Below are 13034 nucleotides of genomic sequence, written 5' to 3'. Positions count from 1 at the left end.
TTCTCCTAGTGGTCCAGGCTCACAGGTTCGATCAGGTCGCTGGGCGCTACAGCCTGAATGTAGCCGGCCCGGTCGATCACTTGATCGGCGGCCACCTGTGACCATTTGATGAACGTATCGCTGAAGATGCCCATCCCCAGGCTGATGACCACCAGGATCATGATCGGGGCGATGGTGATGCCATAGATCGGCCGGCGCGGCGTGGGCAGCACAGCCTTGTACTGCTTGCCGGCAAATCCCTTCTGCCACAGGCGCACCATGCTCATCAGCGTCAGCAGGCTTACTAGCAGGCTGACCGCCGCGATCATCCACTGCTGCGAATCCAGAGCTGCTTGCAGCAAGCCCAACTTGCTCACAAAGCCGCTGGAGGGCGGGATGCCGGCCAGCGAGAACGCCGCCAGAAAGAAAATCGCCGCCAGCAGAGGGAAGCGCTTGACCAGCCCGCCCAGGTAGCCTTCTTTGAGTTGGCCGGTGCCCATGGTCAGCTCGGCCGCGCCGCCCGCCATCAGCAGCGCGGTCTTCACGATCATGTGGTGCATGATGTAAAAGATGCCCGCCGCCAACCCAAAGCCGATCGCCAGCTGGTTGCCGCTGGCGGCCAGGCCCAGCCCCATCACCATGTAGCCCACCTGGCTAATGATGTGGAAACTGAGCACGCGCCGGATGGTGTTCACCGCCATGGCGCCGAACACGCCAGCCAGCATGGTGAGCGCTGCGATACCCAGCAGCAGCGGCTGCCAATCCCGCAGCAGGTCAGGAAAGATCAACGGGAATATGCGGAACAGCGCGTAGATGCCCACCTTGGTGAGCAGGCCGCCGAAGATGGCGGTGACCGCGGGGTGTGGGGTGTGATAACTGGCCGGCAGCCAGAAGAACAGCGGAAACAAGCCAGCCTTGCTGCCATACGCGATCAGCAGCATGCCCGCCACAATGATGCGCAACGTCAGCGGGGCCGCTTCCATGCGCACCGCCAGGTGGGCCAGGTTCAGCGTGCCCAGCGTGCCGTACACCACGCCGGCGGTGGTCAGGAACACGGTGGAGGCCAGCAGGTTGAGCACCACATAGCGCATGCCGCCGTTCACCTGCCCCGGGCGCCCGCCCAGGCTCAGCAGCACGAAGCTGGCCATCAACAGCACTTCAAAGAAGACATATAAATTAAAAAGGTCGCCCGCCAGGAACGCGCCGTTCACGCCCATCAGCAGGAACAGCAGCAGCGGGTGGAAATTGAGCCCTTCGCGCTGGTCCAGCGTGCCGATGGCGTACAGCACGATCGTCACCATTAGCACTGCGGTCAGCGTCAGCATGATCGCGCTCAGTCCATCCGCCACCAGGGTGATGCCAAACGGCGCCTGCCACAAACCGGCATGCAGCACCATGCGCTGGTCCTGGATAACGGTCGTATAGAGCAGCAGCAAGGCCACGCCCAGGTTAAGCACGCTGGCGATCAGGGCCAGGTTGCGCTGAATGCGCATCTGGCGCAGGTTCACCCGCGTGGCCATCAGCAGCGAGCTGGCGGCAAACAACAGCGGAATGACGACCGGGGCCGCCAGCCAGTTGGCGTTGATGTTCATTTGCGGCGTCCTTTAGGCTTGCGCAGCTCACGCTTCAGCACTATGTCTTCCAGCCATTCGTAATCCTCTTCCACGGCTTCCAGCGTGGCCGCCGGCTCCATGGCGAACGGGTCGTCGGCGCGGTCCGTGCAGCTTTCCACCGCCTCCAATGAGTTGCGGCGGTGCAGCAGCGCGATCAGAAAGGCCACGATGCCGAAACTGATCACGATCGCGGTCAGGATCAATGCCTGTGGCAGCGGGTCCACAAACTGGCTGATGTCGCCATTGAAGGCGGCCTTGTCCACCACGATCGGCGGCTGGCCGCGGTGGCTCACGCTGGTGCTGAACACCAGCAGGTTCACCGCATGCGTGAACAGGCCCAGGCCGATCACCATGCGCACCGGGTTGCGCTGCAGCAGCAGGTACGTGGCGCTGCCCATTAGCACCGCCACCAGGATGGCAAAGACCAGCGCGATCACTTGTTCGCTCTTTCCGCTGGTCGACTGAGCTCCAGCAGGTACGAGGTGACGAACGCGCTCACCACCATGAACACGCCAATGTCAAACGTGGTCGGCGAGCCCAGCTCCAGCACAAAATCGCCCAGGCTGATCTTCCACCAAATGCCTTGAAAGAACACCCCATAATGGCCAATGCCCAGCAGCGCCGAAAAGACTGCGATCAGCAGGCCTACGCCCATGGCAGGTTGTAGATAGGTGCCGATCAGGCGGCGAACAAACTGGTCGCCGCGCGCCAGGATCTGCATCAGGAACGCGGTGGCAACCACCAGCCCCGCAATGAAGCCGCCCCCCGGCGCGTTGTGCCCGGCCAGCAGGAACACCACGGCCAACATCAGCAGCACCGGGGTAAGAATGCGGTCAAGCAGCGATAAATAGATCTCAGGCATCGTACGGCTCCTCAAAATCCTCTTCAGGCTCGATCGGGCGCATGCGTGAGGCGCGCAGCAGGGCGTAGCCGCCGAGCGCCGCAACCACCATCACGCTGATCTCGCCCAGCGTATCAAAGCCGCGGAAGTCCACCAGGATCACGTTGACAACGTTGCCGCCATGCGCTGCGTCTACCGAGTTGAGCAGGAAGAAATCACTGATCAGTGGGAACAGCGGCTCACCCGCCGCCACCAGCGCCATGCCAAAGCCCCACACGGCCACCGCCGCGCTGATCAGCAGATACTTCAGCGATCGGTGTTTGGGTTGTTTGGGATAGGCGTGGTTGGGGATGCGATAGAACACCAGCACCAGCAGCACCAGCGTCAGCACTTCCACTAAGAATTGGGTCAGCGCCAGATCCGGTGCTGAGAAGAACACATAGATCAGCAGCACCACCACGCCCACCAGGCCCAGGCTGATGATGGCGCTCAGGCGGCTTTGCGCCCGGGCGATCACCAGCGTAGCCAGCACGGCCAGCAAAGGCAGCACGACCTCGTAGAAGGTGGGCAACGCATTCCAATCCACGCGCAGATCAGCCACCAGGTTGATGCTGAAGGCGTAGATCACCACGCCCGCCGCTGCTAGCAACGGGATGCTGATCTGGGTCGGGAACGATGAGCCTTGCAGCGTGCGCGTGCTCCAGCCCGCCAGGCGGTATGCACCCTCCACCACCCCGTCGAAGACGCCAGTGCCGCTTAGTTGTGGCCCGCTGGCGAACAGCTTGTGCAGCTTGCCGCGCAGCGTAAAGATCAGCCCGCCCAGTGCGATCGCCAACAGGCTGGTCAGAAAGATCGGTGTCCAGCCGTGCCAAAGCGCCAGGTGCAGTTCGGCCGGCGCGGCCGTGATGGAGGCGACTGGCGCGGCGAACAGCGTGCCTTCGATCGACGTCAGGAAGAATGGGATCGCCGCGCCCACCAGGGTCAGCGCCAGCACCGGCAGCACGAACAGGGTCGAGGGCGGGTGCTCGATCTTGGCAGGCTTGAGCTCCGCCTTGCGGCGCAGGAAGGCTTCCCACACGATGGTCAGGCTGTAGGCCACGGCCAGTGCGCCGGCCGCCACCGTGGCGGCCAGGCCAGCCCAGCCGATCTGGCTCAGGCCAGATTCGATGAGTGCGAAGAAATTCTCCAGCAATAATTCCTTGGCGAGGAAACCAAAAGCTGGAATCAGACCCGCCATGGAGATTGCCGCCAAAATGGCGGCCGCGCCCAGCAGCGGCAGCTTGCGCGCCAGCCCGGCCAGTTTGCGAATGTCGCGTGTGCCGGTGGCATGGTCCACGATGCCAGCCACCATGAACAGTGGCCCTTTGTACAACGCATGCGCCAGCGTGCCCACCACTGCGGCCACCGCCGCCAGTTTGCTGTCAAACGCCAGCAGCATCACCAACACGCCCAGTTGGCTTACCGTGGCATACGCCAGGATCGCTTTGAGGTCATAGTGGCGTAGGGCGATCAGCGCACCGGTCAGCATGGTGAGCCCGCCCACCACGAACAGCGCCCAGAACCACAGCGGGTTCTCGGCCAGGGCCGGGTGCAGGCGTGCCAACAGGTACACGCCCGCCTTCACCATGGTGGCGGAGTGCAAATAGGCGCTGGCCGGCGTGGGCGCCGCCATGGCGCCGGGGAGCCAGAAGTGGAACGGGAACTGGGCCGACTTGGTGAACGCGCCTAGCAGCACCAGCCCCAGCATGGGTGCAAACAGCGCGTGGCTGGTGAAGGTGCTGGCCGGCAGCGCCAGCAACCCGCTGATGGAATAGGTGCCGGCCATCTGACCCAGCAGCACAAACCCGCCCAGCATGGCCAGCGCGCCCAGACCGGTCACCACCAACGCGCGGCGGGCGCCCTCCAACGCGTTGTTGTCACTTAGCTTGAAAGAGATCAGCAGGTAGCTGGTGATGCTGGTGCCTTCCCAAAAGACGAACAGGGCCAGCAGGTTATCGGCCCACACCAACCCCAGCATGCTTGTCATAAACAGGAACAGCAAGCCGTAGAAATAGCCCAGGCTGCTCGATCTCTCGAAGTAATAGCCGGCATACACCGCGATCGCCGTGCCCATGCCGGCAATGATCAGGCCAAAGAAAAGGCTCAACCCATCCAGGCGCAGGTCCAGGGCCAGGCCGAGCGCCTGTGACCAGATGTGCTGTTCGCTGACCGCGTTGCCCTGGCTCACTGCGCCAAGCTGGCTCAGCAGCCAGCCGGTCACTACCGCCGGGGCGATCGCAGCCAGCCAGCCGGCGTGGCGCCAGCGATGCGGCTTCAGCAACCAAAGTGCCGGCGCAGTGACGGCCAATAGGGCGAGTAGTTGTATCAACATGGTCTACATTGTAGGTTAGCTCGCAGGTGGCCGCGCCGATAAGCGGCTTCGTACGAATTTAGTCCCTGCCTCTTCTTATATGAGATTTTGCAACACCAACTACTGAAGCGTGCTTGAAACAAGAAGGCCGCCCGGCGATACTCGGCGGAAAGTGCCCTTGCGGAACACAGTACGTCAGTAAAACGTCGTGGCGGCCTGCCAACGGTGACGAAGCGGTTGGAAAATGTGCTAGTAAGTGAAATCACTCACTTATTGCTATGCTAACAAACTCCATATCCCTTTGTCAAGCAGACACCCGTTTGCCGCAACCCACGGCGTGCCTTATCATTGCCATCCAATGAGCACATTGCTAGTACGTAATGCAAGCTTGGTCGTCACCATGGATGAACAGCGCCGCGAGCTGAAGGATGCTGGCTTGTTCGTGCGCGATGGCCTCATCGAGCAGGTTGGCCCCAGCGCCGAATTGCCCAATACCGCCGACGAAGTGCTGGATCTGCGCGGCCACATCCTGCTGCCCGGCCTGGTCAATACGCATCACCACTTCGTGCAGATCCTCACCCGCGCCGTGCCCGCCGCCCAGAACGTGAACCTCTTCAACTGGCTCACTACGCTGTATCCGATCTGGGCGCGCCTCACGCCGGATGATGTCAAAGTCGCCACGCGCACCGCCCTGGCCGAGCTGGCCCTCTCCGGCTGCACCACCGCGTCGGACCATTTGTACATCTATCCCAACGGCGCCCGGCTGGATGACCAAATCGAGGCCGCGCTGCAGATCGGCCTGCGCCTGCAAGCCTCACGCGGCTCTATGACCCTCGGCGAGAGCCAGGGCGGCCTGCCGCCCGACAGCGTGGTCGAGACCGACGCCCAGGTGCTGGCCGAAAGCCGTCGCCTGGTCGAGACCTATCATGACCCCAAGCCCGGAGCCAACATCCAGATCGTGCTCGCCCCGTGCTCGCCCTTCAACGTTTCGCCGGACCTGATGCGCGAAACGGCCAAGCTGGCTCGCCATTACGGCGTGCACATGCACACTCACCTTGCCGAGACGCAAGACGAAGAGCAGTACACGCTGCAGCACTATGGCATGCGCCCGGTGGCCTGGATGGAAACCATGGATTGGCTCGGCCCGGATGTCTGGTACGCCCACTCCGTGCATGTCAACGATGCTGAGATCGCCCAATATGCCCAGCACAACTGCGGCGTAGCGCACTGCCCATCCTCGAACATGCGCCTGGCCTCCGGCATACCGCCGGTGCTCAAGATGCTAAACGCCGGCGTGCGCGTCGGCCTCGGCGTGGACGGCTCGGCCAGCAATGACAGCTCACACCTGCTGGCCGAGGTGCGCCAGGCGATGCTGCTAGCGCGCCTGGACGCGGGCCAGCGCGGTGCCTCGCTCTCCAGCGATGACGCCCCGCCGCTGATGACCGCCCGCACCGCTTTCGAGCTGGCCACGCGTGGCGGCGCGGCTGTGCTTGGCCGCACGGACATCGGCTCGCTCGAAGTCGGCAAGTGCGCCGACTTCTTCGCCGTCAATCTGCACCAACTGGGCTTTGCCGGCGCACTGCATGACCCTCTGGCCGCCCTGGCGTTCTGCGCTCCGGTGCAGGCCGACTACACCGTGGTGGGCGGGCGCTTTATTGTCAAAGAGGGCCAATTGCAAACCGCCGACCTGCCCGTATTGGTCGAGCAGCACAACCAGGCCGCCGCCCGCCTTGTGAATGGCTAGTCATTCCGAGGCGGCCTTCTGCAAATATTCCCAAACTGCAATTCTGGCAAGCCGAGGAATCCTTTAGCCCAAGAAAGAGCCCGTGTGTTTTTACCAGCATGGATTTGGGAGACAACCTCTAGGGTACAAAGGTAACTATGACAAAAAAGATCGCCGTCGTCGCCGTGGGCGGCAATGCCCTCATCCAACAAAAGGGCAAAGAAAGCATCGCTGATCAATATGCGGCCGCCAGTCAGACCATGGGCTATGTCGCCGAGATGATTCAAGATGGCTGGGATGTGGTCGTTACCCATGGCAACGGCCCGCAGGTCGGCTTCGCCCTGCGCCGTTCGGAGCTGGCTGCCGCCGAGTTGCCGCCCGTGCCGCTCGACTACTGTGGCGCTGAGACGCAGGGCTGGATCGGCTACATGTTCCAAAAGGCGCTCAATAACGTCTTTGCCCAGCGCGGCATTGCCAAGCACGCCGCCACCGTGGTGACCCAATGCCTGGTGGACGCGGCCGACCCGGCCTTCGCCCAGCCCACCAAGCCCATCGGCTCCTTTGTGGATGAGCAAACAGCGAAGCTGTTAAGTGCCCAGGGCAAGCACGTCGTCGAGGACTCCGGCCGCGGCTGGCGCGAGGTAGTTGCCTCGCCCCAGCCGCAAGAGATCGTTGAGGCGCCTGCCATCAAGCAGCTCATCGAGAGCGGCTTCATGGTCGTGGCCTGCGGCGGCGGCGGCATCCCCGTCGTGAAAGAGGGTGGGGAACTCAAAGGTGTGGCCGCCGTGATCGATAAGGACTTCGCCTCCAGCCTGCTGGCGGGCGAGATCGGCGCTGAGCTGTTGCTCATCTCCACCGGGGTGGAGCAGGTGATGTTGAATTACAACACCCCCCAGCAACGCGCCGTGGAGCGCATGACGGTTGCCGAGGCGAAGCAATATATAGAAGAGGGCCACTTTGCCCCCGGCAGCATGCTGCCCAAGATCCAGGCCGCCGTTCGCTTTGTTGAGGGTGGCGGCAAGCAGGCGCTCATTACCGACCCGCCCAATATCGCCCGCTCCTTGCGTGGCGAAACCGGCACTTGGCTTATCGCCGGCTAGCACTCGGCGCATAGCCGAGTATGCTGCCATGCGTACTAGCCGTTTCCTGAGTTTCAGCGCATAATCGCTGCAATGAAGGCGCCTACCTATTCCGTTGTAGTTCCTCTGTTCAACGAGTCTGCCAGCCTGCCGGAGTTCATTGCACGCACCACCGCCGTAATGAACCAGGTGGGCGAGCCGTGGGAGCTGATCATGGTGGATGACGGCTCGCGTGACGCCACGGCCGAGATCCTGCTGCAACACGCCGGCGCTGCGGAGAACATTCGTCCCATCCTGTTCGCGCGCAATTTCGGTCACCAGATCGCCGTCACCGCCGGCATGGACTATGCTCGCGGCACCGCCATCATCCTCATCGACGCGGATCTGCAGGACCCCCCCGAGGTCATCCCGGAGCTGATCGCCAAGTGGCACGAAGGCTACGAGGTGGTCTATGCCGTGCGCCGCCAGCGCGAGGGCGAGAGCTTCTTCAAGAAGTTCACCGCCTCCGCTTTCTACCGCCTGATCAACCGCATCACAGATATTGAAATACCGCTCGACACGGGCGACTTTCGTTTAATGGATCGCAAAGTGGTGGATGTGCTCAACCGCATGCGCGAGCATCATCGCTTCCTGCGCGGCATGTCGGCCTGGGTTGGCTTCCGCCAGATCGGCGTGCCGTATGACCGCGCCGCCCGTTTCGCCGGCGAGACCAACTACACCCTCGGCCGCATGGTCAAGCTGGCTCTCACCGCCATCACGGGCTTCTCGTTCTTTCCCTTGCAGGTCTCTACTTATTTTGGGTTTGTCTCCGCCGCCCTGGGCCTGTTGGCAATTCCCATCGTCATCGGTCTGCGCCTCATGGGCAGTCAGGCCTTTATCGGCCAGGCCACTGCGCTGATCGCGGTGTTGTTCTTTGGCGGCGTGCAGCTCATCTCACTCGGCATCGTCGGCGAGTACATCGGCCGCCTGTACGACGAAGTGCGCGGCCGCCCGCTCTACATCCTGCGCAACAACCCAGACGAGCCAGTCAAGAAGCGCTAGAAGCCAACCTTGTCATTGCGAGGCCGTGCGGCGGCGTAGCCGCCAAGCAACCAAGCAATCTGGGGTTAACTCGCCGTTTCCCTCGTGCATCCCGATCGCTGCGAGGGATCCTCGCAGCGTACTTCTAAAAAATTACCTTTCTTTGACCCACGCCCTGTAATCCGAACGAGGCCATAGGCCGAGGAGCCGCTGTGCTTTCCAGCGGAAGAATCCGTTAGGTGCCGATGGAGCCATAGGCATGCCTGTGCGAATTCCAAGCTACTGACCGCTTACCTGGGGCGGCTACAATAAGCAGCCAAAGCCGCGTATGCCCCAGCTACTGTCCACCGACCTCGTCCTTGTTTGCATCATGCCCAGCCCGCGTGATCTCGATATCGCCCGCACCCTGGGCTGGTATCGTATCCCTCTGGTGAGCGGGCCAGGCATCATCGCCGCCGATCACCTGGCCTTTTACCAACCCGCCAGCTTCGGCAGCCGCAAATGGTGCATTGAGTACACCGCGCCTGTATCGGGCTATGAACTCGTGCTGCGGCGTGACCTTTTTAAAGACGAGCCTGACCATCCGCGTGCCATGAACGAGTACTACAAGATTCAGCTCAGCACTCTGCAAGCACTGCCGCGCCCCATCCCGGCCGGCGAGTGGAAGCGCATCACCTTCTTTTACACAACGGGCGAGTTGCTCCGTTCGGCTGAGACGATCGCCGACCTGCAAGTGCCCTCCGAGGAGCGCGGCGTGCTCTACCGCTCCATCCGCGAGAAGGCCATCACTGACCAAGGCTACGATACACGCCACACGCCTGACCTGCCGGTGGATCTGGACCTGTTGGCCCTGTTCACCATTCGCGAAAGCGGTGAACTCTACTTCGGCACCGATGAGGCAGACGCCTGATGCTGGTTCTGCTGCCCGTCATCCTCCTCATCGTGACTCTGCTGGCCCTGGTGGGCCTGCAGCGCTGGCGGCCTGCCTTCAAATCCTACTGGTTCGTGGCCACCGGAGGCGCCCTGGCCGCCGCCTTGGTGGTATTGGGTCTGCGCTTCAGCCTGCCGCAGGTTGCCAGCTTCCCTGGCTGGCAGCTTGGCGACGCGCTGGAGTTTCCATTCACCCTGGTGCTTGATGCTCATTCCTGGCCGCTGGCCTTGGCCTTGTTGGTCTTGCTGTTGGCCCGCCTACTAGGCAGCGTGCGCCGTGCCTCCGGCGTTAGCTGGCCCATCTGGATGCCCGCGCTGGCTGTGGCGGGCGCTGGTCTGCTGGCGATCAGCGCGGGTGACCTGCTGGCCGCTGCGCTGACCTTGTTCCTGCTCGATGTGCTTGTTTATGCGTTGCACAGCCCGGTCGCCCCGCAGGGGCGCCAGGCTGTGCTGCTGGAGCAGTTTGCGCTCAATGTGGGCAGCGTGCTGCTGGTGCTGGCCGCCTGGGCCACGCCGCCTTCCTACGCCAGCCTGGCCGCCATTTTCATAGCCGTTGCTGGCGCTGTGCGCCTGGCAGTGTCTACCGGCCCACACGAAGGCGCCAGCCAGCCGATGCCCGCCTTTGTCAGCATGTTGCGCGTGGCGCCAGCGGCTGCGGCGCTGGCCTTGCTGGCGCGCGGGCTGCCGCTCACGGGTGCGCTGTTACATGTGGCCTTGCTGGCTGTGTTGGCGGTTGGCGTGCGCTATGCGGTGCATAGTTTGCGTGCGGATGCCCCGTCGCACAGCCTGTACCAGTGCCTGGCCGCATTGGCATTGGCCGCCGGCATCGCAGGCGCACCGGCCGCTGCACTGGGCTTTGGCCTCATACTCTTATTTGCAGACAGCATCGGCCAGCTGGCTGGCCGCTACCCGCGGTTGCGCTTGGCGCTGGTAGGCGCTGGGGCGCTACTACTGTGTGGCTTGTGGTTCACGCCTACCCAAGGCGTGGGCTGGCTGTATGCCGCCCCTGCCAGCCCATTGGTGTTTGCCTTCCTGCCGGTGCACGCACTGGCCTTGCTGGCTTTGTTGCAACGCGTCACTGACCCCGTGGAACCGCCCGCTCCGGATGAACCGTGGACCTTGGCCGTGGAAAGTATCGGCGCGGCCCTGCCAGCCAGCGTGCTCTTGCTGCTCGGCCTGCTGTTGCCGAGCGAAGGCCAGGCACCCGTGTGGGTCGGCCCGGCGGTGCTGGGCTTGCTGGCCGCCGCCTGGGCAGCCCGCCGCCAGTTGCAGCGCAGCGGGCGCAGCTTGCTGCCGCCGCATTGGCGCATGCCTGCGGTGCAACTGCCCACGCTTGCCCGCGTGGCTGCAGCGCTATCCGCTGTATTGGGCGGCGGCTTGCGTCTGCTCAGCAGCCTGCTGGAAGGTGAAGCCGGCTTGCTGTGGGCCTTGCTGGTGATCGCTCTGCTGATCTCGATTGCTTCACAAAGTGGGCTGGCCGGCTGATGAGTGATTTCACTGGCACTCTGGTTGTTTTGCTGCTGTTGATCACCGCGCTGTACCTGCTGGTGAATCAGGACTGGCGTTGGGCCATCGCCGCATTGGGCTTGCAATATGTGTGGGCCTTTCTGTTGGTCATCCCTTCCTGGCCGGCCGAGCTGGCCGTGGTCAAACTGGTCACTGGCTGGATAGCCGCTTCGGTGTTGGGGCTGACCCGCCTCAATTTGCCTGCCACGCCGCCGGCCACCGGCAGCGTGCCGTCAGGCAGAGTATTCCGCTTGCTGGCCGCTGGCCTGGTGGTGCTGCTGGTGTTGGGCGCGGCTCCGCGCCTCACCGATTGGTCGCGCGCTTTCGGCATCTACCCGGCCTGGGGCGGCCTGCTGCTGATCGGAATCGGCCTGATGCAAATTGCTTTGCGCTCCGGCTTCTTCCGCAGTGCACTGGGCTTGCTGACCTTGTTCGCCGGTTTTGAGATCCTGTATGCTGCCGTGGAAGCCAGCACGTTGGTGACCGGCTTGCTGGCCGCCGTCAATCTGGGCATCGCCCTCGTCGGCTCGTATTTGCTGGCTGCCCCCACGCTGGAGGCGGAGGAATGAGCTCTGCATTCCTATGGGTGGTGCTGCCCATTGCCGTCGGTGCAGCCTTGCTTCTGTACCGCCGCAAAGATGACACGCCCTTGTATCTGTCGCTGGGTCTGAGCGCCGTGCTTACTTGGATCGCCTGGCAGTTCCCAATCGACGTGGTGTTGCAGCTTGGCTCGGTCTCGTTCGAGATCGCGCCTACGCTGGTCTTGCTGGGTCGCAACTTCACGCTGGGCGAGACCCAGCGTTTGCTGCTCACCTTCATCTATGCCGCCCAAACCTTTTGGCTGCTGGGCGCCTTCCTCACCCGGCCAGGGCGCTTGTTTGCTGGCCTCTCGCTGATTGCGGTGGGTTTATTCATGGCGGCGCTGGCCGTGCAGCCCTTCTTGTATGCCGCCCTGCTACTGGCCGCCGCGGTGCTGGTGTGGGTGCCGGTGCTGGTGCCGCAGGGCAGCCAGCCGGGCCGCGGCGTGCAGCGCGCCATCGTATTCAACTTGTTTGCCGTGCCTTTTATTCTCTTCACCGGCTGGCTGCTGACCGGTGTGGAAGCCACGCCGGGCAACTTCAGCCTGGTGTTGCGCGCCGGGTTGCTGCTGGCCTTGGGTTTCAGCTTCCTGCTGGCCGTGTTTCCCTTCCACACCTGGATGCCCATGCTGGCGCAGGAGAGCCATCCGTATGTCATCGGCTTTCTGATGTTCTTCCTGCCCGCGGTGTCTTCGCTGTTCCTGCTCAGCCTGATCGAGCGATACGTCTGGCTGCGCGAGAACCCAGCCGTCTTCCAGTTGCTGCTGGCGGCCGGCAGCCTGGGCGTGCTGTTGGGCGGCTTGTGGGCCTCGCAGCAGCGCCACCTCGGCCGCATGCTGGCCTTCACCAGCACGCTGGCTACCGGCGGCCTGCTCCAGGCGATTGGCCTGGGCGATGCCGCCGGGCTGCACACCTTCTTTGCCCTATTGCTGCCCCAGGCCTGGGTGCTGTGGGCGCTGGCGGCCTGCTTTGCCGTGCTGGCGCGCCATACGCCCAGCCAGCAGCTGGATGAGCTCGGCCCGGCCCTGCGCCAGCACCCGCTGCTGGCCTTCACCAGCGTGGCGGGTCTGTTTGGGCTGGCCGGGTTGCCACTGCTGGGCCCCTTCGCGGCGCACTTGTCCATTTGGAGCGGCGTGGGGCAGCAGTCGGTGGCCTTGCTGGTGCTCTCACTGTTGGGTAGCCTAGGCCTCCTGGCCGCCGGCTTGCGCTTGCTGCATGCCTGGCTAGGCGCCCCTGCGCCTGCGACGCAGCCGGGCGCCGCACAGGCCCGGGGCGACTTTGCCAACCCGTATATCTGGGCCTTCTTCATCATTTGGGGCGTTACCCTGCTGGGCTACGGGCTTTTGCCCTCATTTTTAGCCCCGGTGGGGCGACTGGTTCTCATGTTTCCCCAATTACTTCAATAGCTGGCGACA

Annotated in this window: 11 protein-coding genes; 7 read left to right on the top strand and 4 right to left on the bottom strand. The window is 63.3% G+C overall.

Annotation, left to right across the window (positions count from 1 at the left end):
* Nucleotides 1-5: 5 nt before the first annotated feature.
* Genes KIT08_03445 through KIT08_03430 form a run of 4 tightly spaced genes read right to left on the bottom strand, consistent with a single transcriptional unit; the run spans nucleotide 6 to nucleotide 4804 of the window.
* Nucleotides 6-1571: a Na+/H+ antiporter subunit D gene (locus KIT08_03445; GenBank protein UYN90300.1), complete on the bottom strand. Its 1566-nt coding sequence runs from the start codon at nucleotides 1569-1571 to the stop codon at nucleotides 6-8.
* Nucleotides 1568-2029 carry an NADH-quinone oxidoreductase subunit K gene (locus KIT08_03440; protein ID UYN90299.1) on the bottom strand — a complete coding sequence of 154 codons (462 nt, stop codon included), beginning with the start codon at nucleotides 2027-2029 and terminating at the stop codon, nucleotides 1568-1570. The genes KIT08_03445 and KIT08_03440 overlap by 4 nt, the downstream gene beginning before the upstream one ends.
* A complete protein-coding gene (locus KIT08_03435) occupies nucleotides 2026-2454 on the bottom strand; it encodes an MnhB domain-containing protein (protein UYN90298.1) in 429 nt (142 codons plus the stop codon). The genes KIT08_03440 and KIT08_03435 overlap by 4 nt, the downstream gene beginning before the upstream one ends.
* A complete protein-coding gene (locus tag KIT08_03430; protein UYN90297.1) occupies nucleotides 2447-4804 on the bottom strand; it encodes a DUF4040 domain-containing protein in 2358 nt (785 codons plus the stop codon). Before KIT08_03430 ends, KIT08_03435 begins: the two co-directional genes overlap by 8 nt.
* 337 nt (nucleotides 4805-5141) lie before the next feature.
* Here KIT08_03430 and KIT08_03425 point away from each other — a divergent pair, with 337 nt between their 5' ends.
* The 7 genes from KIT08_03425 to KIT08_03395 all read left to right on the top strand — a co-directional run bounded on the left by KIT08_03425 (nucleotide 5142) and on the right by KIT08_03395 (nucleotide 13025).
* Nucleotides 5142-6527 (top strand): 8-oxoguanine deaminase, encoded by a 1386-nt coding sequence (locus KIT08_03425; protein UYN90296.1) that lies wholly within the window; start codon nucleotides 5142-5144, stop codon nucleotides 6525-6527.
* Nucleotides 6528-6664: 137 nt separating this feature from the next.
* The gene (arcC, locus tag KIT08_03420) at nucleotides 6665-7606 is read left to right on the top strand and encodes a carbamate kinase (GenBank protein UYN90295.1); all 942 of its coding nucleotides are present in this window, start codon (nucleotides 6665-6667) and stop codon (nucleotides 7604-7606) included.
* A 72-nt stretch (nucleotides 7607-7678) separates the two neighbouring features.
* Complete coding sequence (locus tag KIT08_03415; protein ID UYN90294.1) at nucleotides 7679-8626, top strand: glycosyltransferase family 2 protein; 948 nt, start codon at nucleotides 7679-7681, stop codon at nucleotides 8624-8626.
* Nucleotides 8627-8933: 307 nt separating this feature from the next.
* Nucleotides 8934-9515: a hypothetical protein gene (locus tag KIT08_03410; protein ID UYN90293.1), complete on the top strand. Its 582-nt coding sequence runs from the start codon at nucleotides 8934-8936 to the stop codon at nucleotides 9513-9515.
* Nucleotides 9515-11020, top strand: coding sequence for a hypothetical protein (locus KIT08_03405; protein ID UYN90292.1), 1506 nt, complete (start codon nucleotides 9515-9517; stop codon nucleotides 11018-11020). The genes KIT08_03410 and KIT08_03405 overlap by 1 nt, the downstream gene beginning before the upstream one ends.
* A complete protein-coding gene (locus KIT08_03400; protein ID UYN90291.1) occupies nucleotides 11020-11610 on the top strand; it encodes a hypothetical protein in 591 nt (196 codons plus the stop codon). Before KIT08_03405 ends, KIT08_03400 begins: the two co-directional genes overlap by 1 nt.
* The gene (locus KIT08_03395) at nucleotides 11607-13025 is read left to right on the top strand and encodes a hypothetical protein (GenBank protein UYN90290.1); all 1419 of its coding nucleotides are present in this window, start codon (nucleotides 11607-11609) and stop codon (nucleotides 13023-13025) included. Before KIT08_03400 ends, KIT08_03395 begins: the two co-directional genes overlap by 4 nt.
* The last annotated feature ends 9 nt before the right edge of the window (nucleotides 13026-13034 follow it).

It is taken from the genome of Anaerolineales bacterium, assembly GCA_025808555.1.
Classification (GTDB): domain Bacteria; phylum Chloroflexota; class Anaerolineae; order Anaerolineales; family UBA11579; genus JAMCZK01.
Note: the sequence above shows the minus strand (reverse complement) of the source record. Positions and strands in the feature narration are given on the sequence as shown.